At 70.9% G+C, this 21,760-nt stretch carries 23 protein-coding genes; 16 read left to right on the plus strand and 7 right to left on the minus strand.

Translation table 11 applies throughout. The annotated features are described in order from the left end of the window. The first annotated feature begins 2 nt into the window (after window positions 1-2). Window positions 3-1,379: an FAD-linked oxidase C-terminal domain-containing protein gene (locus tag ACFYPN_RS05135; RefSeq protein ID WP_358765978.1), complete on the plus strand. Its 1,377-nt coding sequence runs from the start codon at window positions 3-5 to the stop codon at window positions 1,377-1,379. A gap of 37 nt (window positions 1,380-1,416) precedes the next feature. Here the strand turns inward: ACFYPN_RS05135 and ACFYPN_RS05140 are convergent, their stop codons facing one another. Next, window positions 1,417-1,908, minus strand: coding sequence for an SsgA family sporulation/cell division regulator (locus ACFYPN_RS05140; protein WP_358765980.1), 492 nt, complete (start codon window positions 1,906-1,908; stop codon window positions 1,417-1,419). Window positions 1,909-2,122: 214 nt separating this feature from the next. On the opposite strand from ACFYPN_RS05140, the gene ACFYPN_RS05145 reads away from it, so the two are divergent. Together ACFYPN_RS05145 and ACFYPN_RS05150 are read left to right on the plus strand one after the other, a co-directional pair. Further along, window positions 2,123-3,805, plus strand: coding sequence for an RDD family protein (locus ACFYPN_RS05145; protein WP_389296757.1), 1,683 nt, complete (start codon window positions 2,123-2,125; stop codon window positions 3,803-3,805). Between the two features lie 130 nt (window positions 3,806-3,935). After that, window positions 3,936-4,604, plus strand: a complete 669-nt coding sequence (locus ACFYPN_RS05150; RefSeq protein ID WP_389296759.1) for an RDD family protein — start codon at window positions 3,936-3,938, stop codon at window positions 4,602-4,604. Window positions 4,605-4,645: 41 nt separating this feature from the next. Here the strand turns inward: ACFYPN_RS05150 and ACFYPN_RS05155 are convergent, their stop codons facing one another. Next, window positions 4,646-4,933 carry a hypothetical protein gene (locus tag ACFYPN_RS05155; protein ID WP_389296761.1) on the minus strand — a complete coding sequence of 96 codons (288 nt, stop codon included), beginning with the start codon at window positions 4,931-4,933 and terminating at the stop codon, window positions 4,646-4,648. A 408-nt stretch (window positions 4,934-5,341) separates the two neighbouring features. On the opposite strand from ACFYPN_RS05155, the gene ACFYPN_RS05160 reads away from it, so the two are divergent. Together ACFYPN_RS05160 and ACFYPN_RS05165 are read left to right on the plus strand one after the other, a co-directional pair. Then, a complete protein-coding gene (locus tag ACFYPN_RS05160) occupies window positions 5,342-7,693 on the plus strand; it encodes an immune inhibitor A domain-containing protein (protein ID WP_389296970.1) in 2,352 nt (783 codons plus the stop codon). A gap of 284 nt (window positions 7,694-7,977) precedes the next feature. Continuing rightward, window positions 7,978-8,322 (plus strand): hypothetical protein, encoded by a 345-nt coding sequence (locus tag ACFYPN_RS05165; protein WP_389296763.1) that lies wholly within the window; start codon window positions 7,978-7,980, stop codon window positions 8,320-8,322. An 85-nt stretch (window positions 8,323-8,407) separates the two neighbouring features. Here ACFYPN_RS05165 and ACFYPN_RS05170 read toward each other — a convergent pair whose 3' ends face one another. Further along, complete coding sequence (locus ACFYPN_RS05170; protein WP_358765992.1) at window positions 8,408-9,004, minus strand: isochorismatase family protein; 597 nt, start codon at window positions 9,002-9,004, stop codon at window positions 8,408-8,410. An 83-nt stretch (window positions 9,005-9,087) separates the two neighbouring features. Continuing rightward, window positions 9,088-10,416, minus strand: a complete 1,329-nt coding sequence (locus tag ACFYPN_RS05175; protein WP_389296764.1) for a nicotinate phosphoribosyltransferase — start codon at window positions 10,414-10,416, stop codon at window positions 9,088-9,090. Between the two features lie 80 nt (window positions 10,417-10,496). On the opposite strand from ACFYPN_RS05175, the gene clpS reads away from it, so the two are divergent. From clpS to ACFYPN_RS05210, 7 genes are all read left to right on the plus strand, one after another. Then, entirely contained in the window at window positions 10,497-10,814 is a 318-nt protein-coding gene (gene clpS / locus ACFYPN_RS05180) for an ATP-dependent Clp protease adapter ClpS (RefSeq protein WP_327269406.1), read from the plus strand. 71 nt (window positions 10,815-10,885) lie between these two features. Continuing rightward, the gene (locus ACFYPN_RS05185) at window positions 10,886-11,533 is read left to right on the plus strand and encodes a DUF2017 domain-containing protein (protein WP_358765997.1); all 648 of its coding nucleotides are present in this window, start codon (window positions 10,886-10,888) and stop codon (window positions 11,531-11,533) included. 331 nt (window positions 11,534-11,864) lie between these two features. After that, complete coding sequence (locus tag ACFYPN_RS05190) at window positions 11,865-13,295, plus strand: amino acid permease (RefSeq protein ID WP_358765999.1); 1,431 nt, start codon at window positions 11,865-11,867, stop codon at window positions 13,293-13,295. A gap of 155 nt (window positions 13,296-13,450) precedes the next feature. Continuing rightward, window positions 13,451-13,873 (plus strand): Mov34/MPN/PAD-1 family protein, encoded by a 423-nt coding sequence (locus ACFYPN_RS05195; RefSeq protein WP_389296766.1) that lies wholly within the window; start codon window positions 13,451-13,453, stop codon window positions 13,871-13,873. A 206-nt stretch (window positions 13,874-14,079) separates the two neighbouring features. Then, window positions 14,080-14,208, plus strand: coding sequence for a putative leader peptide (locus ACFYPN_RS05200; RefSeq protein ID WP_358757361.1), 129 nt, complete (start codon window positions 14,080-14,082; stop codon window positions 14,206-14,208). Between the two features lie 93 nt (window positions 14,209-14,301). After that, a complete protein-coding gene (locus ACFYPN_RS05205; RefSeq protein WP_358757360.1) occupies window positions 14,302-14,580 on the plus strand; it encodes a MoaD/ThiS family protein in 279 nt (92 codons plus the stop codon). Further along, window positions 14,580-15,530 carry a cysteine synthase gene (locus ACFYPN_RS05210; RefSeq protein WP_358757358.1) on the plus strand — a complete coding sequence of 317 codons (951 nt, stop codon included), beginning with the start codon at window positions 14,580-14,582 and terminating at the stop codon, window positions 15,528-15,530. The genes ACFYPN_RS05205 and ACFYPN_RS05210 overlap by 1 nt, the downstream gene beginning before the upstream one ends. A 188-nt stretch (window positions 15,531-15,718) precedes the next feature. Here the strand turns inward: ACFYPN_RS05210 and ACFYPN_RS05215 are convergent, their stop codons facing one another. Next, window positions 15,719-16,243 (minus strand): type II toxin-antitoxin system PemK/MazF family toxin, encoded by a 525-nt coding sequence (locus ACFYPN_RS05215; RefSeq protein WP_358757356.1) that lies wholly within the window; start codon window positions 16,241-16,243, stop codon window positions 15,719-15,721. A gap of 235 nt (window positions 16,244-16,478) precedes the next feature. Between ACFYPN_RS05215 and ACFYPN_RS05220 the strand changes: the two genes are divergently transcribed. After that, complete coding sequence (locus ACFYPN_RS05220) at window positions 16,479-17,231, plus strand: MBL fold metallo-hydrolase (protein WP_358757354.1); 753 nt, start codon at window positions 16,479-16,481, stop codon at window positions 17,229-17,231. 73 nt (window positions 17,232-17,304) lie between these two features. On the opposite strand, the gene ACFYPN_RS05225 is transcribed toward ACFYPN_RS05220, so the two are convergent. Both ACFYPN_RS05225 and ACFYPN_RS05230 read right to left on the minus strand, forming a co-directional pair. Beyond that, on the minus strand, window positions 17,305-18,213 hold the full coding sequence (locus ACFYPN_RS05225; protein ID WP_358757352.1) for a hypothetical protein: 909 nt from the start codon (window positions 18,211-18,213) through the stop codon (window positions 17,305-17,307). Window positions 18,214-18,349: 136 nt separating this feature from the next. Then, window positions 18,350-19,609, minus strand: a complete 1,260-nt coding sequence (locus tag ACFYPN_RS05230) for a PTS transporter subunit EIIC (RefSeq protein ID WP_358757351.1) — start codon at window positions 19,607-19,609, stop codon at window positions 18,350-18,352. 216 nt (window positions 19,610-19,825) lie between these two features. Between ACFYPN_RS05230 and ACFYPN_RS05235 the strand changes: the two genes are divergently transcribed. From ACFYPN_RS05235 to ACFYPN_RS05245, 3 genes are all read left to right on the plus strand, one after another. Further along, window positions 19,826-20,059, plus strand: coding sequence for a PTS glucose/sucrose transporter subunit IIB (locus ACFYPN_RS05235; protein ID WP_358757350.1), 234 nt, complete (start codon window positions 19,826-19,828; stop codon window positions 20,057-20,059). Window positions 20,060-20,417: 358 nt separating this feature from the next. Further along, window positions 20,418-21,155 carry a ribonuclease PH gene (rph, locus tag ACFYPN_RS05240; protein WP_358757348.1) on the plus strand — a complete coding sequence of 246 codons (738 nt, stop codon included), beginning with the start codon at window positions 20,418-20,420 and terminating at the stop codon, window positions 21,153-21,155. 138 nt (window positions 21,156-21,293) lie between these two features. Continuing rightward, the gene (locus ACFYPN_RS05245) at window positions 21,294-21,686 is read left to right on the plus strand and encodes a hypothetical protein (RefSeq protein ID WP_358757346.1); all 393 of its coding nucleotides are present in this window, start codon (window positions 21,294-21,296) and stop codon (window positions 21,684-21,686) included. The last annotated feature ends 74 nt before the right edge of the window (window positions 21,687-21,760 follow it).

The raw sequence follows: 21,760 nt of genomic DNA on the forward strand, positions 1-21,760 counted from the left end.
GCATGGACCACCGGGACGATCTCCTCGCACGGCTTCGGGCGGGCCTGCCCCCCGAGGCACTCCTCACCGACCCCGACATCACGGCGTCGTACGCGCGCGACATGGCGAGCTTCTGCGACGCCGGAGCGCCCCTGGCGGTCGCGCTCCCGCGCACCGTCGAACAGGTCCAGCACGTCATGCGCACCGCCCACGCCCTGCGCGTACCAGTGGTGCCGCAGGGTGCCCGTACCGGCCTCTCCGGCGGCGCCAACGCCTCGGAGGGCTGCGTCGTGCTCTCCCTCGTGAAGATGGACCGCATTCTGGAGATCAGCGCGGTCGACCGGATCGCCGTGGTCGAACCCGGCGTCATCAACGCCGCCCTCTCCCGCGCCGTCGCCGAACACGGCCTCTCCTACCCGCCCGACCCCTCCAGCTGGGAGATGTGCACCATCGGCGGGAACATCGGCACCGCCTCGGGCGGACTGTGCTGCGTCAAGTACGGCGTCACGGCCGAGTACGTACTGGGCCTCGACGTCGTCCTCGCCGACGGGCGGCTGCTCACCACCGGCCGCCGCACCGCCAAGGGCGTCGCCGGATACGACCTCACCCGGCTCTTCGTCGGCTCCGAGGGCAGCCTGGGGATCGTCGTCAAGGCCGTCCTGGCGCTCCGCCCCAAACCGCCGCGCCAACTCGTCCTCGCGGCGGAGTTCCCCTCGGCGAAGGCCGCTTGCGACGCCGTCTGCCGGATCATGGAGCGGGGACACGCCCCGTCACTCCTCGAACTGATGGACCGTACGACGGTGCGCGCGGTGAACGCGCTGGCCCACATGGGCCTGCCCGAATCCACCGAGGCACTCCTCCTCTGCGCCTTCGACACGCCCGACGCCCCCGCCGATCTCGCCGCGGTCGGGGAGCTCTGCACGGAGGCCGGAGCCACCGGGGTGGTGCCGGCCGACGACGTCGCGGAGTCCGAACTCCTGCTCCAGGCGCGGCGGATGTCCCTCACCGCACTGGAGACCGTCAAGCCCGCCACGATGATCGACGACGTCTGCGTACCGCGCTCGCGGCTCGGCGCGATGATCGAGGGCACCGCCGCCATCGCGGAGAAGTACGGCCTCACCATCGGCGTCTGTGCCCACGCGGGCGACGGCAACACCCACCCCGTCGTCTGCTTCGACCCCGCCGACCCCGACGAGTCCCGAAGGGCGCGCGAGTCCTTCGACGCGATCATGGCGCTCGGTCTCGAACTGGGCGGCACCATCACCGGCGAACACGGCGTCGGCGTCCTCAAGAAGGAGTGGCTCGCCCGTGAACTCGGCCCGGTGGGGATCGAGTTGCAGCGCGGGATCAAAGCGGCCTTCGACCCGCTCGGCATCCTCAACCCGGGCAAGCTCTTCTGACCCGCCCGGTCCGCGGGCCGTCTCCCGCGCGCTCCCCTCACGCCTCGTCGGTGTCCTGGGGCGCGTCGTCGGGGCCGAACGGGTCGGCGAGCCACAGGTCGTCGGCGGCCAGCGGGGAGAGCAGCTCGGCGAGCTCCCGGTCGACCGACTCGCCCCAGGGGCCCTCGTTCTCCGTACCCGGCGGGACCATGCCGAGGGTCCGTTCCAGCCACGCCGACACCGAGGCGGACGGAACCTCCAGCAGGGCGTTGCCGTCGGGGGAGTTCAGCGCGACGCAGATGACGTCGCGCTGCCCGACCTTCGTCGGCCAGATCCGTACGTCCCCCTGCCCGCACGGCCGGAACACCCCCTCCATCAGCAACTCCCGCGCGAACGTCCAGTGCACCGGCGACTCGGACCCGATGTGGAAGACGATGTGCACCGCGTACGGGTCGTCCGCCCGGTACGTCAACCGCGCGGGTACGGGAATGGAGCGCTCGGGCGACAGGACCAGCTTCAGTTCCAGCTCACGTTCCACGACGTTGCGCATGGGATGCACGACCTTTCGATGCCCAGGGACCGGTCCCGCGACCGGCCCGCACAAGGAGAGAGCGCGCTCCCCGGCCGCGATGACGCGACTTGAAGAGAAAATCTCCGGCGGGACCTGAAAGTGGCCCAAACACCAGGACCGGCCCGGGGGAAGGCGGCGGTCTGATAGATGTTGACTCTTGTGTTGCGGCTACGAAGAGATACGGGACCCGCTGATGAGCGCGCCAACTCCGGCACCCGGTGACGACCGCCCCCGTGAGGGGTACTACCCCGATCCCTCCATCCCCGGCTACGTCCGCTACTGGAACGGCGCTTCCTGGGTTCCCGGGACGAGCCGCCCCGCACCGGGACAGGACGGGACGTCCTCCGCCGACCCGGCCTCCTCCGCCGACTCCGCCTCCGGAGCGGACGTGGAGAGCCACCACCGGAGCGCGGCCCCGGCCGCCGCGCCCGTGGAGGAGACCGGACCGGTCTTCTTCGACGAGGAGGAGGCGGCCGAGGAGGCTGCCGCGGCGGCCCGGTTCGACCCGTCCCAGCAGGCCCCGGTCCACCCGGGCGGCCTCCCCGTCGAGCGTGCCACCCACCCCGAGCCCGCCTCCGCGTGGCGGGCCGACACCTCCCGGCAGGCCGGCTTCGGCAACGACGCCGACCGCCGTGTCGCCTGGGGCGGCGGCCGTCCGGGCGAGGGCCAGGTGCCCGGGCAGGGCGCCCGCGGAGCCGATCCGCGCGTCCCGGCCGAGGCGGCCCCGGACCCGGGCCGCCCGGCGCTGCCGCACGGCGCCGCCGCTCCGGCCGCGCTGCCCGCCGGACGCGACGGTGGCCACGACGGCCCGGTCCCCGCAGCCCCCGACACCCGCTCCGCCGCCCCGTCCGCCGACGGGGCGGCCCTCCGCCCGGCGGGCCGGGACACGGCCGCTCCCGCCCCGTCCCCGTACCAGCCGCCCGCCGGCCCCCAGCGCCAGCAACCCGTACCGCAGCAGGGCCCCGCTCATGTACGCGAGCCCTTCCGCGCCCCGGGCGCGCAGGCCGGACCCGGACAGGGCGCCACCTCCTGGGCGCACCAGCAGCCGCAGCAGGCCCAACAGCCGCAGCACCCCCACCAGCTGCAACAACCCCACCAGCTGCAACAACCCCAGCAGTCGCAACAACCCCAGCAGTCGCAGCAGGCCCAGCTGCCACAGGGACAGCAGTCGCAGCAGGTCCGCCCGGCGCAGCGCCCCCCGCAGGCGTACCCGCCGCAGGCCGCCCAGCCGTCCCCGCAGGCGTACCAGCAGCCGCAGGCCGCCCAGCCGCAGGCCCTTGCCGGGCCTTACGGCGGCCCCGGACCGGCCGGGCCGCAGGGCGCGGAACAGCCGGTCGTGCCGTGGAAGCCGCCGGTGGACGACCCGTTCCAGCAGATGGCCCGCGCCCAGTCCTCGGGCCGGCCCGCCGGGCTCGGGCGGCGGTTCGTCGCCCGGGTCCTGGACACGGTGGTGCTGGGCGCGCTCGTCGGCGCGGCCGGGTTCCCGCTGGTCACCGGGGCGATCGACCACATGGACGCGAAGATCGAGACCGCGAAGCTCTCCGGCCGGACGGTGACGGTCCATCTGCTGGACTCCACCACCGCCGGACAGTTCGGTGGAGTCCTCGCCGCCTTCCTCGTCGTCGGATTCCTGCTGGAGGCCCTCCCCACCGCGAAGTGGGGCCGGACGCTCGGCAAGAAGCTCCTCGGCATCCAGGTGCGCGACGTCGAGTCCCAGGACGTGCCCACCCTGGGTGCCGCGCTGCGGCGCTGGCTCGTCCACGGTCTCCTCGGACTGCTGGTGGTCGGAGTGCTCGACGTCGCGTGGTGCCTCTTCGACCGCCCGTGGCGCCAGTGCTGGCACGACAAGGCGGCCCGTACCTACGTCGCGGGCTGACCGCCTGTCACGTACGGGCGGGTGGCGGACCGGGTGCGCCGGGCCGTCGGCCGCCCCGTCGGCTGACGACCCGTCACTCGAAAGCACCTGAGCCGTTGCGGGGCGGTGCGGGCCGGGGTGCACTGCCCGCATGAGCAACGACGCGCCGACGCCCGGCCAGCCGCCCGAGGACGACGATCCGTTCCTCAAGAAGCCCCAGGACCCCCCGCCGTCGTCGGGCTCGCCGTACGGCAGCGCGCCCCCGCCACCCCCGCCCCCGCCGCCCTACGACCCCGGGCCGTACGGCGGCGGCCCCTACGGCGGCGCGGACCCGCTCGCGGGGATGCCGCCGCTCGGCGCCCCCGGGGTGCGCATCCTGGCGCGGCTGATCGACTTCCTGATCATCTCGATCCCGCTCTACCTGATCTCGCTGCCCTTCGGCGGCGCGGTCGACGTCACCTCCGACAACGGCGACAGCGACGTGGGCAACGCCGTCACCAACACCTACAGCGGACACCAGTTCGTCTGGTCGCTGATCGCGCTGGTCTGCTACGTCGGGTACGACACCTACTTCACGCACAAGGACGGCCGCACCCCCGGCAAGAGGCTGCTGAAACTGCGCGTCGCGATGCTGAGCGACGGCAGCGTGCCCCCCACCAACGCCTCGCTGATGCGCGCAGTGGTGCTCTGGCTCCCGGCGCTCCTGTGCTGCCCGTGCCTGTGGTGGCTCATCAACATCGTGCTGATGTTCACCGACAAGCCGTACCGGCAGGGCCTGCAGGACAAGGCGGCCAAGACGGTCGTGGTCAGTGCCCGCTGAGCGGTGCGCCGCCCGTACGAGAGGGCCCGGCGCGCGGGGGTTCAGCGCCGCGCGTGGCCGCCGACGCGGTCCTCGGCCGCGGCGTCGTCCGCCCGGGTGGTGCGGGTGGGGGCACGGTACGAGCGGGGAGTGCCGGCCGGGACCGGACCCCGGGCCCGGCGGGGCGTGGGGGCGGTCACCGCCACCAGGACTCCCATCGCGAGCGCCGCGAGGCAGACGACGCCCACGGTGGCCGACGACGAGGCGCCGGACACCAGCAGCAGGGCGAGAGTGACGAGGACGACGGTGGCGCAACCGTAGGCGAGTTGTGCGGCAGTCGGACGCGGCATGGCGGTATCCGTCCTGGAGGTCGTCGGAGGGGGACCCGCCCGCGCATCGGGACGGCCCTACGACGGTGGATGCCCGGGAGGGACGCGAATAAGCACGACCTAACCCCCAACGCCGGTGCACGGGGGGCGCATCGGCTCACGACATGTGCCAAGACGGCTGATGGACGCGCCGGTTGCCCATACATCAGCTGTCCGGATAACGGAAGGCGGCTCCTGCATAGTGCACTTGGCCGGTACAAGTCAAGACCTGTCTTTTCTCCCGCAACTCCGATCGAATGTCGTCACTTGTGACGCGTCCACGCGCGCGCGGCCCCCAGTCACCCCCTGGCCGCGCACGCGAACGCCCGGGGAGGACATCAGGTGACCAGTAAGAGAAGCAGCCTCCGTGCTGCCGCAGTCGTCGTGGCCATGGCCACGAGCGCGGCAACCGCGTCGACGTTCTTCGTCGCGCAGGCGGCGCAGCCGACCGCACCGGCAGGCACGTCCATCACCGAGAGCCGTGACCCGGCTCCGGAGAGGGGCGAGGAACACAACCTCGAAGGCCCGTTCAGCGAGAAGCAGAACAGCGAGCGCCAGGCTGCTCTGGAGCAGGTCATCTCGGGCGACAAGAAGGTGACCGATCGCGGCGGTTCCAAGGTCGTCAAGCTCGACAACAAGAAGTACGTCGAACTCGGCCGCGAGAAGACTGACAAGATCTTCACCATCCTGGTCGAGTTCGGTGACCAGGTCGACAACTCGACCATGTACGACCCGGACGGCTCCGGCCCCCAGGCGCCGGTCGTCAAGTTCGGCGGCACGCCCGGTCCGGCGCACAACACGATCGCGAAGCCCGACCCGAAGAAGGACAACAGCACCGCCTGGCAGGCCGATTACAACCAGGCCCACTTCCAGGAGCTGTACTTCGGCACCAGCGCCACCTCCAACTCGCTGACCAAGTACTACGAGAAGACCTCGTCCGGCCGCTACTCGGTCAACGGTGAGGTCTCCGACTGGGTCAAGATCCCGTACAACGAGGCCCGTTACGGCTCCAACTACTGCGGCGCGAGCAGCTGCGCCAGCGTGTGGGACGCCGTCCGTGACGGTGTCAACGCGTGGGCCGCGGACCAGAAGGCCAAGGGCTCCACCCCGGAGCAGATCAAGGCCGACCTGGCCCAGTACGACCAGTGGGACCGTTACGACTACGACGCCGACGGCAACTTCAACGAGCCCGACGGCTACATCGACCACTTCCAGATGGTCCACGCCGGCGAGGACGAGTCCGCGGGTGGCGGTGTCCAGGGCGCCAGCGCCATCTGGGCGCACCGCTGGTACGCGTACGGCACCAACGCCGGGGCGACCGGCCCGGCCGGCAACAAGGCGGGTGGCGCGCAGATCGGCGACACCGGCATCTGGGTCGGCGACTACACCGTCCAGCCCGAGAACGGCGGACTGGGCGTCTTCGCCCACGAGTACGCCCACGACCTCGGTCTGCCGGACCTCTACGACACCTCCGGCGGCGGCGAGAACTCGGTCGGTTTCTGGTCCCTGATGTCGGCCGGCTCCTGGCTCGGCCGCGGCCAGGGCGAGATCGGCGACACCCCCGGCGACATGACCGCCTGGGACAAGCTGCAGCTCGGCTGGCTGAACTACGACACGGCGAAGGCCGCGACCAACTCCAGCCACAAGCTGGGCGTTTCGGAGTACAACACGGCCAACAAGCAGGCGCTGGTCGTGAACCTCCCCGACAAGGAGGTCACCACCGCGGTCGTGACGCCCGCCCAGGGCACCAAGCAGTGGTGGAGCGGCAGCGGTGACAACCTCTCCAACACGCTGACCCGTTCGGTCGACCTGACCGGCAAGACGTCCGCCTCGCTCGACCTCTCGGGCTGGTACGACATCGAGGCCGAGTACGACTACCTCTACACCGAGGTGTCCACCGACGGCGGCGCCAACTGGACCGCGATCGACGGCACGGCCGACGGCAAGGAGCTGCCGCGCGACGCCAGCGACAAGCCGGCCCTGACCGACGCGTCCGGCGTGTACAAGAAGCTCTCGTACCCGCTCGACGCCTACGCCGGCAAGAAGATCGACCTCCGCTTCCGCTACGCCTCCGACGGCGGAGTGGCCGGCAAGGGCTTCACCGCCGACGCCCTCACCATCAGCGCCGACGGTGCCGTCATCTTCTCGGACGACGCCGAGGGCGACGACAACGGCTGGACGTCGAAGGGCTTCTCGCGGATCGGCGGGTCGTTCACCAACGACTACCCGCAGTACTACATCGCCGAGAACCGCCAGTACACCTCGTACGACGAGACCCTCAAGGTCGGCCCGTACAACTTCGGCTTCTCCACCACCCGTCCGGACTGGGTCGAGCACTACGCGTACCAGAACGGCCTGATGGTCTGGCTCTGGGACACCTCGCAGGCCGACAACAACACCTCCGCCCACCCGGGCCAGGGCCTCATCCTGCCGGTGGACTCGCACGCCAAGCCGCTCAAGTGGACTGACGGAACGATCCTGCGGAACAAGATCCAGCCGTTCGACGCGCCGTTCAGCTGGTACCCCAACCAGGGCTTCACGCTGCACAACGCGGACGTGGCGCTGAAGATCAAGCCGACGCTCGGCGTCCCGCTCTTCGACGACCACAAGGGCACCTACTGGTACGCGGAGAACCCGACCGGAAGCGTCAAGGTCTCCGACACCAACACGCGCCTCACCATCGTCAACGAGCCGCTCAACGGCTCGACGATCACCGTGAAGGTCGGCCCCTCGACCAAGTAATTCGCATCACCGCAGTCAAACCATGATCGGTCGCCGTCCTCAGCACCACGGCAGCCAAGGTCCGCCCGTCGCGACGCCCGGCACCCACTCTCGCCGCGTCAGCCGGAAGCCCGAGTACATCCCGTACGAGGGCTTCCGGCCGACACCCCGAGAGCACGCACCGGACGCCGCTCCTTACGGGTAAACCTTGGCTGACCTGGCACTGGCGGACGGCGGCCGATCGTGTTTAGGTGCCTCTTGTTCCGATCCTTATTGACACGACGTCTCACGGGGGAGCGCGAAACATGGCAGGCGGAGGATTCAGCAGATTGCCGGACGGCTCGGTGGTGGTGGCACTCACCCTGGCCCGTCCGCCCTACGGAGCCGGTCCCGGCGCCCCCGTACGCGTACTCGTCCACGCGGCGAACCGGGCCCGCGCCCTCACCCGGCTGCGCAACCTCGGGCTGCGCGCCGTCTACCTCCGGGGCAACGCCCAGCCGCCCACGCCGGACGAGATCACCGCCGTGCTGCACCACCCGGACGGCCTGCTCTGGCGGACCGCCCCACAGGCGGCCCAGGAGCTCTGGCACCCCATACGCGCGCTGATGGGCCCGGCCGGACAACCCGCCCCGGCCAGGCCCGCCACCTAGGTCGCGTCCGGCGGTTCACTCCCGCCGTCTCACTCCCGCCGTCCCAGTCCGGCCGTCTCACTCCCGCCGTTTCAGTCCCGCCGTCTCACTCCGGCCGGGCGACGACCGGCTCGCCGGACAGCTCCACACCCGCCGCGCGGAGCTCCGCCAGGGCACGCACGGTGGTGGGCGCCGCGACACCCGCCGTCAGGTCGAGCAGGACATGGGTGGCGAAGCCCTCACGGACGGCGTCCAGCGCGGTCGCCCGCACACAGTGGTCGGTGGCGATGCCGACCACGTCGACCTCGGTGATCCCGTGGTCCCGGAGCCACTGGGCCAGCCCCACCTCGTTCTCGTCGAGCCCCTCGAAACCGCTGTACGCCGCCGCGTACGCCCCCTTGTCGAACACCGCGTCGATCGCCCCCGAGGCCACGGCGGGCGCGAAGTTCGGGTGGAAGCCCACCCCCTCCGTACCGGCGACGCAGTGCACCGGCCACGAGTGCTCGAAGTCGGGCGTCGCGGAGAAGTGGTCGCCCGGGTCGACGTGGTGGTCACGGGTGGCCACCACGTGGCGGTAACCGGCCTGGGCCTCACCGATCAGATCGGTGATCGCGGCGGCGACGTCGGCGCCGCCGGCCACGGCGAGGCTGCCGCCCTCACAGAAATCGTTCTGAACGTCCACGACGATCAACGCGCGGTGCATGGCGGGTGCCCTTCGGTGGGGGAGCGGATGACGGGCCGAGCCTAGTGCCGCGCCCGGCACTGGAGCCTCGCCGGACCGGGCCGTCAGACGTACTCGGTCGGCAGCACCGGCTCGCCCCGGGAGAGCTGCAGCGCGGACATCGGGAGCCCGCCACGTGCCGCGACGTGACGCTCGCGGGCCGCGTCCAGCGACTCCCGGGCCACCACCTCGCCGCCGCGCACCAGCTCCACCAGCAGCTGCCTGTCGGCCAGCTCCGCCGGTACCGGACCGGTACCGATCACCTCCGCCTCGGCGACACCCTGCGCGTCCACCCGGCGGGCCGCCCACTTGCGCCCACCCATCGACGACTTGGCGCCCAGCGACTTCTTCGCCACCGGCAGCAGCGGATCCGCCGGATCGGCGGACTCGGCACGCGCCACCAGCTTGTAGACCATCGAACACGTCGGCTGGCCGCTGCCGGTGACCAGCTGCGTACCCACCCCGTACGCGTCCACCGGGGCGGCGGCCAGCGAGGCGATGGCGTACTCGTCCAGGTCCGAGGTGACCACGATCCTGGTCTCCGTCGCACCCAGCTCGTCCAGCTGCTGCCGCACCCGGTGCGCGACCAGCAGCAGGTCCCCGGAGTCGATGCGCACGGCCCCCAGCTCGGGCCCGGCCACCTCCACGGCCGTACGGACCGCCTCGGTGACGTCGTAGGTGTCCACCAGCAGCGTGGTGCCCCGGCCCAGCGACTCCACCTGCGCCCGGAAGGCGTCCCGCTCGGTGTCGTGCAGCAGGGTGAAGGCGTGCGCACTGGTGCCCACGGTCGGGATGCCGTAGCGGAAGCCCGCCGCCAGGTCGGACGTGGTGTGGAAACCACCCACGTACGCGGCACGGGCGGACGCGACGGCCGACAGCTCGTGCGTCCGGCGCGCGCCCATCTCGATCAGGCGCCTGCCGCCGGCCGCGGCGGACATCCGGGACGCGGCGGCGGCGATGGCCGAGTCGTGGTTGAGGATCGACAGGACCACCGTCTCCAGCAACACGCACTCGGCGAAGGAGCCCTCCACCCGGAGCACCGGCGAGCCCGGGAAGTAGACCTCGCCCTCCGGGTAGCCCCAGATGTCGCCCCGGAAGCGGAAGGCGGCCAGCCAGTCGAGGGTCGGCTCGTCCACGATCTCCTGCTGGCGCAGGAAGGCGATCATCTCGTCGTCGAAGTGGAAGTTCTCCACCGCGTCCAGCACCCGGCCGGTCCCCGCGACGACGCCGTAGCGCCGCCCCTCGGGCAGCCGCCGGGTGAATGCCTCGAAGACGGAGCGCCGGTCGGCCGTCCCCGCCTTGAGGGCCGCCTGCACCATCGTGAGTTCGTACTGGTCGGTGAAGAGTGCGGTCGACGGCACACCGACCCGTCGCCCCAGGTCCGCTGAGTTCATGGCAGGGATGCTACTCCACATCTCGTCAGAGTGACGAGATGTGGGTCCCGTTTGTGCGCGGGGCCCCATCGAGTGGCAGCATGGGACGGGTGAGCGTCGCTTCCCCCGTAGAGATCGAACGTCCCGAGTCGGCCGAGGAGACCTTCGCCGTCCCCGAGCCCGACGTCCCCTGGGTGACGCTGGTGCACAACGACCCCGTCAACCTCATGAGCTACGTGACGTATGTCTTCCAGGCGTACTTCGGCTACTCCAAGGACAAGGCCCACAAGCTCATGCTCGACGTGCACCACAAGGGCCGTGCCGTCGTCTCCAGCGGAAGCCGCGAGGAGATGGAACGGGACGTCCAGGCCATGCACGGCTACGGACTCTGGGCCACACTCACCCAGGACCGCAACTGACCCCGCCGCACACCGGCCCGTCCACCGCCGGACCCGCCCGCCTCCCCGCCCCACCCACCATCGGAGACCCCATGGCCGGCCACTTCGAGGCCACCCCCGACGGCGGCGCGGCCGTCGCGCTCGACGAGGTGGAGATCTCCATCCTGCGCTCCCTCGCCGTGCAACTGCTGGAGCTCGTCGGGCCCGGCGACGAGGCCGCCGACGGAGCGGACCCGCTCGCGGCGCTCTTCGCCGAAGGCCCCAGCGAACCGCCCGCCGACCCCGCCCTCGCCCGCCTCTTCCCGGACGCCTACGGCGACGACGACAAGGAATTGCGTGAGGCGTCCTCGGAGTTCCGCCGCTTCACCGAGATCGACCTGCGCGCCCGCAAGCGCGAGGACGCCCTCGCCGTCGTCCGCTCCCTCGACTCCCTCTCCACCGAGGGCGACGAGGGCAGCGACGGCGGGGACGCCGACGCCGGCGCCAATGCCGACGAAAAGGGCGGCCGGGGTGGTGGCGGAGAGCTGCGGCTCACCGCGGACCAGGCGCGCCAGTGGCTCGGCACCCTCAACGACCTGCGCCTGACCATCGGCACCCGGCTGGAGGTCGGCGACGAGGACCAGGACCAAGGGGGCTCCCTCTACCGGCTGCCCGACAGCGACCCGCGCAAGCCGATGGTGCTCGCCTACCTCTGGCTCGGCGCCCTCCAGGAAACGCTCCTCGAAACACTGATGCGGTAGACCCCGCATCCGCCCGCCGGAAGGGCGGCCGCCCTTCACCGGCTCAGACGAGGCTCAAATCCGCATAACGATCCCGTCACCCGGGCGGCCGCATTTGTGGAGTCCGGAAACGCTTGTCCGCTTTTTCCTGTGGTCTGCGCCACAGAATGTCCCAGGGTGTCCCGACATGGCCGTGATAGATCTTCACGACCGCCGGGGGCACCATCCCTGTTCCCGGAGGCGCTGTCCGCCGGCCGACCGTCGGCGGGCACTCCATCCGATTCCGGGGGGAACAGGACACGGATCACGGCCCCGCACGGCCGCGGTCCGTCGTGGAGAAAGGCGCAGCCACATGACATCCGCAGAGGTCGACAGCGGGCAGCCCGAGCGGGATGCCGCGGACGCCCACGGGAACAGCGAGGGGTACCAGCGCGGCCTGGGCGCCCGCCAGATCCAGATGATCGCCATCGGCGGAGCCATCGGCACCGGGCTCTTCCTCGGCGCCGGCAAGGCCATCGCCAAAGCCGGCCCCAGCCTGATCCTGGCCTACGCCGTCGCAGGTCTGGTCATCTTCTTCATCATGCGGGCCCTCGGTGAACTCCTCATGTACCGGCCCGTGTCGGGCTCCTTCTCCGAGTACGCACGCGAATTCATCGGCCCCTTCACCGGATTCGTCACCGGCTGGACCTACTGGCTCTTCTGGGTCGTCACCGGAATCACCGAAGTGACCGCGGGCGCCCAGTACATGACGTACTGGTTCGACATTCCGCAGTGGGTGTCCGCGCTGCTCTTCACCCTCATTCTCTACGCCGTCAACCTCATCTCCGTGAAAGCCTTCGGAGAGCTCGAATTCTGGTTCTCGATGGTCAAGGTGACCGCCATCGTCGGCATGATCCTCATCTGCGCCGGAATTCTCACGCTGGGATTCTCCGACGCCGGTGACACCGCCTCCGTCACCCACCTCTGGTCCGACGGCGGCTTCTTCCCGCACGGCATCAGCGGCACGCTCATGACCCTCCAGATCGTCATGTTCGCCTTCCTCGCCGTCGAGTTGGTCGGCGTCACCGCGGGCGAGTCCAAGGACCCGAAGACCGTCCTGCCCAAGGCGATCAACACCGTGCCCTGGCGCATCGCCGTCTTCTACGTCGGCGCGCTGATCATGATCCTGTCGGTGGTGCCGTGGTCCGAATTCCAGCCCGGCGTCTCCCCGTTCGTCGCCGCCTTCGAGAAGATGGGCCTCGGCATCGGCGCCGGGATCGTCAACTTCGTCGTCCTCACCGCCGCCCTCTCGTCCTGCAACTCCGGGATGTACTCCACCGGGCGCATGCTCCGCGACCTCGCCCTCAACGGCCAGGGCCCCCGCGCGTTCACCCGACTCACCCGCAGCGGCACCCCCCTCGTCGGCACCACCGTCTCCGCCGCGCTGATGCTGGTCGGCGTCTGGATCAACTACCAGTGGCCCGGCAAGGCGTTCACCTACGTCGTCTCCTTCGCCACCATCTCCGGCATGTGGGCCTGGATCGTGATCCTCGTCTGCCAGCTCCGCTACCGGGCCCGCGCCGACCGGGGCGAACTCCCGCACTCCGCCTTCCGGGCCCCCGGCTCCCCGTACTCCAGCGTCTTCTCGCTCGCCTTCATCGGTCTGGTCGTCGTGATGATGGCCGTCGACAAGGACGCCCGGATCTCGCTCTACTGCGCCCCCTTCTGGGCACTCCTCCTCGGCGTCTCCTACCTGCTGCTCAGGTCGCGCGACCCGCAGAACGCGGCCTTCGCCAAACGCTGACCCCGCGTCCGGACGAGCCCCGGACCCTCTCCCCCGACCTCTCGACTCCCTCCCACGGACCGCCCGGCCGCCCCAACGGCCCCGGCGGCCGGCCGGCCGGGTCCCGGCCCACCGCACCTCGGTGGGCCGGGACCCGCCTGCTTATCCTGGGCGCCATGCTGACCCTCACCCAGGCCCTGTACGACCACATCGTCGCCCACGCCCGCGCCGACCACCCCGACGAGGCGTGCGGCGTGGTCGCGGGACCGGCCGGCACGGGCCGCGCCGAGCGCTTCATCCCCATGCTCAACGCCGCCCGCTCGCCCACGTTCTACGAGTTCGACTCGGGCGACCTCCTCAAGCTCTACCGCGAGATGGACGACCGCGACGAGGAACCGGTCGTCGTCTACCACTCGCACACCGCGACCGAGGCCTACCCCTCGCGCACCGACGTGACCTACGCCAACGAGCCGGAAGCCCACTACGTCCTGGTCTCCACCGCCGACACCGACGACGCCGGCCCGTTCCAGTTCCGCTCGTACCGCATCGTGGACGGCGTGATCACCGAGGAAGACGTGGAGATCGTCGCAGCGTACTGAGCCGGTGCGCAGGGGACGGTGCGCAGACCGCGTGCCGGAACGCATGGGGCGGCGGGGCCCGAAGGCTCCGCCGCCCTCGTGCGTCCGGCCCCCGACGGAGGCCCCGCAGAGCCGCGCAACAGTCCCAGTCCGCATGGTGGACGGTCGAGTTCCGCAATGTGGGATCGCACTCGGGTTTCCCGAGCGGGAATCGATACGATGAGCGCATGGTTTCCCATGACGTGAGCGAAATGACGCCGGGCGCACTGCTCGTCGCGCGGCTGCACGTCGACCTGTGCAGGCTCTCCAGCGCGATCTGTCCCGGTCGCACCCTGCCCACCGGGCCCACGGCCTGAGTCCCGGCCCAAAGCGCCCCACCCACGTACCACCACCCGCGCGGGTGCTGAAACGCGCGCCACGCCACCCCGCTTCCGACAGGAGCCCACGCCATGGCCATCGAGGTCCGCATCCCGACCATCCTTCGCACCTACACCGACGGCGCCAAGGCGGTCGAAGGCAGTGGCGAGACCCTCGCCGACCTCTTCAACGACCTGGAGAGCCGGCACCACGGCATCCGTGAGCGCATCGTCGACGGCGAGCAGCTCCGCCGGTTCGTGAACGTCTACCTCAACGACGAGGACGTCCGCTTCCTCGACGGCATCACGACCAAGCTCAGCGACGGCGACAACGTCACCATCCTCCCGGCCGTCGCCGGCGGCATGCGCTGATGCGGTACGACTCCGCACTGGCGGCCGTGGGCAACACCCCGCTGGTCCGCCTGCCGAGGCTGTCGCCCTCCGACGACGTCCGGATCTGGGCCAAGCTGGAGGACCGCAACCCCACCGGCTCGATCAAGGACCGCCCCGCGCTCCACATGGTCGAACAGGCGGAGAAGGACGGGCGTCTCCGGCCCGGCTGCACCATCCTGGAGCCGACCAGCGGCAACACCGGCATCTCGCTCGCCATGGCGGCCAAGCTCAAGGGCTACCGCATCGTCTGCGTCATGCCCGAGAACACCTCCTCGGAGCGACGCGACCTGCTCGCCATGTGGGGCGCCGAGATCATCTCCTCACCGGCGGCCGGCGGCTCCAACACGGCCGTCCGGGTCGCCAAGGAGCTCTCCGCGGAACACCCGGACTGGGTGATGCTCTACCAGTACGGCAACCCCGACAACGCCGGTGCCCACTACGCCACCACCGGACCCGAGATCCTCGCCGACCTCCCGTCCGTCACCCACTTCGTCGCGGGCCTCGGCACCACCGGCACCCTCATGGGCGTCGGCCGGTACCTCCGCGAGCAGAAGCCCGACGTCAAGATCGTCGCCGCCGAGCCCCGCTACGACGACATCGTGTACGGGCTCCGCAACCTCGACGAGGGCTTCGTGCCCGAGCTCTACGACGCCTCGGTGCTGACCACCCGCTTCTCGGTCGGCTCCGCCGACGCGGTCGCCCGCACCCGCGAACTCCTCCAGCAGGAAGGCATCTTCGCCGGTGTCTCCACCGGTGCCGCCCTCCACGCGGCCATCGGCGTCGGTCAGAAGGCCGTCAAGGCGGGGGAGAGCGCGGACATCGCCTTCGTCGTCGCCGACGGTGGCTGGAAGTACCTCTCGACCGGCGTCTACACGGCCCCGACCACGGAAGCCGCCATCGAGACGCTGCACGGCCAGCTCTGGGCCTGACCCACGGGGCCCACCGCCCGGAGCCGGTCCGCCACGGCCACCCGGTACGCGGCCCCACCCGCTCGACCCGCTCCACCGAACGCCGACGCCCGCACCCGGGCGCCGGCGTTCCGCGTACCGGCGTTCCGCGTACCGGCGTTCCGCGTACCTGCGTTCCCGGTGCCGTACGCGCCGCCCGCCGTCGGCCCTCAGCCCTTCAGGCCCCGCACCCGCCCCCACAGCTCCGCGTCCACCCGGCCCGCCCGTCGCCGGAAGTCCGCCAGCGGGACCTCCCGCAGCTCGTCCGTCTCCAGGAAGCTCCGCCGCCCCCGCGCGTCCTCCACCGTGCCGGCCGGCAGCGCGATCACCCCCGGCCGCTCCTCATGATGCTTGCTGGTGATCTTCGCGACGACCGCGCGGCCCTTCCGTACCGACAGCACCAGGCACGGCCGGTCCTTCGACCCCGGCCCGTCCTCGTACGGCACCTCGGCCCACCAGATCTCGCCCGGCTCCGGGACCCGACCCGCCCCACGGCCCCGCCCAGGCTCCGACGGACCGCCCGACGGACCGCCCGGCGGCCTCGTCCGACCACCCGGACGGCGCCCCGTACCCCGCCCGCCACCACGCTCGCCGCCACGGCGCCGCGCACCGCTCCGGCCCCGGCCGTCCACCACCGACGCCACCAGCGCCAGCACGACCAATACGGCCAGAATCACCCACCAGTACGTTTCCATCCCCCGACCGTACCGGCGCCCACCCCACGGCCGCAGGGCCCCGGCACCACCTCCCCCACGCACGCGCGCGGCCGAAGTCCCCCCGGCTTCCATCGAACCGGTGACACCACAGGTGAGTTCCCCCACAACGGCAGGCCGCAGAGGAGCGACCGGAAGATTCCCGCCTTACGCTCGACGGACCGCACCCCCGAACCCACCCGCCGCACCGTCGCCACGTCTCGGAGGTTCACGCTCCATGAAGCTCACTGTCGTCGGCTGCTCGGGCTCCTTCCCGTCCGCGGGATCGGCCTGTTCGAGCTACCTCGTAGAGGCCGACGGCTTCCGGCTGCTCCTCGACATGGGCAACGGTGCCCTCGGCGAGCTGCAGCGCCACGTCGGCCTGTACGACCTCGACGCCGTCTTCCTCAGCCACCTGCACGCCGACCACTGCATCGACATGTGCGCGTACTTCGTGGTGCGCTACTACCCGAACAACGGCACCCGCCCCGCCGCCCTCCCGGTGTACGGCCCCGAAGGCACCGAGCGCCGGCTGACCACCGCCCACGCCGACACCCCCTCCGAACGCGCCATGGGGGAGGTCTTCGACTTCCGCACGCTCAAGGCCGGCTGGTTCGAGATCGGCCCCTTCACCGTCCGTACGGAGAAGCTCTCCCACCCGGTGGACACCTTCGGCATCCGGATCGAGCACGGCGGCCGCTCCCTCACCTACTCCGGCGACACCGGAGCCTGCGACGCCCTGGACGAACTCGCCGAGGACGCCGACCTCTTCCTCTGCGAAGCATCGTTCATCCACGGCAAGGAGGACATCCCGGACCTCCACCTCAACGGCCGGGAGGCCGGGGAATGCGCCGCCCGCGCCCGCGCCGGACGGCTGGTACTCACCCACATCCCGCCCTGGACCGACGCCGAACGCAACATCGAGGACGCCCGCGAGGTCTACGCCGGCCCGGTCGAACTCGCCGTACCGGGCGCCGTCTACGAGATCTGAGCGAGGCCCGACCCCTGCCCGGACCCCCGTCCGACCCCCGGCCGCGATCCCCGGCCCGGAGTCCGGTCCGGAGTCAGGTCCGGCGGCCGCGGCCGCCCAGCGCCATCCTGTTCCAGGTGTGCCGGCGCCCCCGGATCGCCACGGAGTACGCGTACAACAGCTCCGGATCACCCATGCCCGGCAGGAACGCGTCCCCGATGTGATGGGCGTCGACCCCGATCTCCTTGGCGTTCAGGGCCAGCTGGGGCACCACGTCCGTGTGCGCGCCCTCCTGGCTCGTACCGATCGCCCCCATCACCACCGCCCCCGCGTCCTGCACCGCCGCCACCGCCTCGGCCGCCAGCTCCCTCGTCACCCCCGGCATCGTCCCCGGCAGCGGCAGCACCACCCCGTCCGCACCCGCGTCCACCAGCGCCGTCAGCCGCGCCACAGTCAGCCGCTCCGGACGGCCCGCGTGATGCATCTTGCCGCTCCAGAGCGCCACCTCGTCGCCGAGCCCGTTCCGCAGCTCCTCGGTCACCCGCGCCAGCCCCTCGTACGAACCGCCGGTTCCCGGATTCGCCGTCAGACAGAGCATCGCCGCACCCATACCGACCAGCCGCCGCGCGAACTCCGGCTCCGCCCGCCGGATCTCCGGCACGTCCCCCGGCTCCAGATTGATCCCGACCGGCCGCCCGACGCACCGGGCCAGCTCCGTGATCGACGTGAAGACGCCCAGCCCCGGCAGCACCAGACGCTCCCCGTCCCAGGCGCGCTCGATCATGTTCAGCACCACGATGTCCGCGCCGAAGGCCGCCATCAACTCCGCGTTGTGCACCCCGTGGTCACCGGGGTGGGCGGAGAGCACCGCCCGGTCCGCGAACACCTCCGCCACCATCGTCCGCCCCTCGGCGGCCGCCACCGAGGCGGTCAGCTTCCGCCCACGCAGGGCGGCGAGCTGCTCACGGTCCAGATCGAGGATGCGGGGCGTCGGAGAAGTCATGGAGCGAGCCTAGGGGCAAACCAGTCAAAATACTCGAAAGGGATACGGGTGAGTGGCTGCCGGTGCGAGTGGCTGCGGACGGACGGGAGAGGGCCCCGGACCACATGGTCCAAGGCCCTCCCGGTGCCGCGCACCGCTACTTCGTCATGTCCCGTTCGATGTCCTTCTCCACCTCCTCGGGCTCCCGCCCGGGTGTCTGGAGATTGAACTTGGTGATCGCGAACCGGAAGATCACGTAGTAGATCACCGCGAAGCAGAGTCCGATCGGAATCAGCAGCCAGGGCTTCGTATCCAGATGCCAGTTGACGACCAGGTCGATCAGGCCGGCCGAGAAACTGAAGCCCGCATGGACCCCGAGCGCCCAGGTCACACCCATCGACACACCGGTCAGGATCGCGTGCACGCCGTACAGCAGCGGTGCGACGAACATGAACGAGAACTCCAGCGGCTCCGTCACACCGGTCACGAACGAGGTCAGGGCCACCGACAGCATCAGGCCCGACACCTCCTTACGGCGTTCGGGCCGTGCGGTGTGCGCGATGGCCAGCGCCGCCGCCGGCAGACCGAACATCATGATCGGGAAGAAGCCCGAGGTGAACTGCCCCGCCGACGGGTCCTCCGCGAAGAACCGCGAAATGTCGCCCTGGACCGTGTGGCCGTCCGGATCGGTGAAGTCGCCCGCCTGGAACCAGAAGAAGGTGTTCAGGAACTGGTGCATACCGATCGGGATCAGCAAGCGGTTGGCGAAACCGAAGATGGCCGCACCCCACGCACCGAGATCGATCAACTGCTTGGCGAACCACGTCAGCGCGTCACCGACCGGCTGCCACAGCAGACCGAAGATCACACCGAGGATCACGCAGATGAACGCCATCAGGATCGGCACCAGCCGGCGCCCGTTGAAGAACCCGAGCCAGTCCACCAGCTTCGTGCGGTGGAACCGCACCCAGACCATCGCGGTGAGGAGACCGATGAGAATGCCGCCGAGCACGCCCGGGTTCTGCGGAACACCGTCCGGCGTCGCCTTCGTGATCGTGCCGTCCACCGGGAAGGCCCCCAGTACACCCCGGTAGACCAGGAAACCGACCACCGCCGCCAAGGCGGTCGAACCGTCCGCCTTCTTGGCGAAACCGATCGCCACGCCGATGCAGAAGAGCAGCGGCAGCCCGACCGTGCCGTCCAGGATCGCGTTACCGCCGTTGAGCAGGACCTTGGAGACCTTGTTCCAGAAGTCCCCGTGCAGGTACGAGTCGAACAGGTTGCCGAGGCTGACCAGCAAACCCGCCGCTGGGAGAACGGCCACCGGGAGCTGAAGACTCCGACCGATCTTCTGCAGGCCCGAAACCGGACCGTTCCACCACTTTGGCTGCGGACCCGCAGCCGCGGTCGTACTCATCGGCATCCTCCCGGAACACGGTCACGTTCGGCGGTCGTCGCACCCGAATCGGGCCAGGCGCGACGGACGGTGCGGAGCCCGCCCCGACGGCAGAGCGCCGGTGATCGTCATCTTTGGCGATGGTCCGACCGGGCGCCCGCGAAGTTGGGCCAACCGTGCGTTAGCGTGACAAAGCGGACCCATGGCGGGCCCGCACGCTGCGACAGGGAGAAGGACATGGCCAGCAAGGCTGAGAAGATCGTCGCCGGGCTCGGCGGTATCGAGAACATCGAAGAGGTCGAAGGCTGCATCACCCGCCTCCGCACCGAAGTCCACGACCCCAGCAAGGTCGACGAAGCCGCCCTCAAGGCCGCCGGAGCCCACGGCGTCGTCAAGATGGGCACCGCGATCCAGGTCGTCATCGGCACCGACGCCGACCCGATCGCCGCCGACATCGAAGACATGATGTGAGCGACGGCGAAAGGGGCCCCACCGTGGCAGCGGACGCGACCGGCACGGCGACCCGTGCAGCGACCGGCACGGCGACCCGTGCAGCGACCCGTGCAGCGACCGGTGCGACGACCGGCGCGACAGTCACCACCGGCCGCTGACCGCACGCCCCGTCACCCGCACCGCCCGCACGACCCGCACCGCCCGCCGGGTGCAGGTCCCGACCGGACCCGCACCCGGCAACCCGCGCCCGCCCCCACGCCCGGCGACCCCGCCCCCAACCCCGGCCCCCACCGCCACGCCACGCCGCGACGACACCCGAACGGCGCCCCACCGCACCCGAACGGACCCGCCCCCACCAACGGATAAAGTCGACGCCATGTCTCGCATCGACGGCCGCACCCCCGACCAGCTCCGCCCCGTCACCATCGAACGGGGATGGAGCAAGCACGCCGAAGGCTCCGTACTCGTCTCCTTCGGCGACACCAAAGTCCTCTGCACCGCCTCCGTCACCGAAGGCGTACCGCGCTGGCGCAAGGGCAGCGGCGAAGGCTGGGTCACCGCCGAGTACTCCATGCTCCCCCGCGCCACCAACACCCGCGGCGACCGCGAATCCGTACGCGGCAGGATCGGCGGACGCACCCACGAGATCAGCCGGCTGATCGGCCGCTCGCTCCGCGCCGTCATCGACTACAAGGCCCTCGGCGAGAACACCATCGTCCTCGACTGCGACGTCCTCCAGGCCGACGGAGGCACCCGCACCGCCGCCATCACCGGCGCCTACGTCGCCCTCGCCGACGCCATCACCTGGGCCCAGGGCAAGAAGATCATCAAGGCCGGCCGCAAGCCCCTCACCGGCACCGTCTCCGCCATCAGCGTCGGAATCGTCGACGGTACCCCCCTCCTCGACCTCCGCTACGAAGAGGACGTCCGCGCCGAAACCGACATGAACGTCGTCTGCACCGGCGACGGCCGCTTCGTCGAAGTCCAGGGCACCGCCGAAGCCACCCCCTTCGACCGCGCCGAACTCAACGCCCTCCTCGACCTCGCCACCGCCGGCTGCGCCGACCTCACCGCCATCCAGAACGAGGCACTCGCCCGCACCCTCGGCGCGTAACACCCACCTCTCCCCGGGTAAAGAAGCAACCAAGTACGCACCGCACGGCGTCATCACCCATACGGGCGCACGGGTCGAACCGTGCGCCCGTCCATGTGACGACCGTCCATGTGACGACCCCCGGGGAGGGACCGCACCATGGCTCTGCGCCACCGCCACCACCGCACCGCACTCGCCGTCGCCGCCGTAGCTCTGGCCCTGACCGCGGCGACCGGATGCGGCGCCGTCGACAAGGCCCTCGACTGCGTACGCACCGCCGACGCCATCGCCACCAGCGTCGGCAACCTCAAACAGGCCGTGTCCAACGCCTCCAACGACGTCACCCAGGCCTCCGAATCGCTCGACCGGATCGACCAGGAACTCGGCGACCTCAGGGACGCCACTGACAACGCCGACCTCGGCAAAGCCGTCGACCACCTCCAGGCCGGAGTCACCCAGGTCCGCGCCTCCATCGAAGCGGGCGACGCCACCCCCGACATCAGCCCGGTCACCGACGCCGCCGCAGAGATCGGCACGTTCTGCTCGTCCTGAGGCATGTGGGGCCTGTGGGGCCTGTGGGGCCTGTCGGACGGTCGGGCCGGAGACCGCCTCCCCGGCAGGCAGGG

Origin of the sequence: Streptomyces sp. NPDC005576 (assembly GCF_042871745.1) — a bacterium.
Taxonomy (GTDB): Bacteria; Actinomycetota; Actinomycetes; order Streptomycetales; family Streptomycetaceae; genus Streptomyces.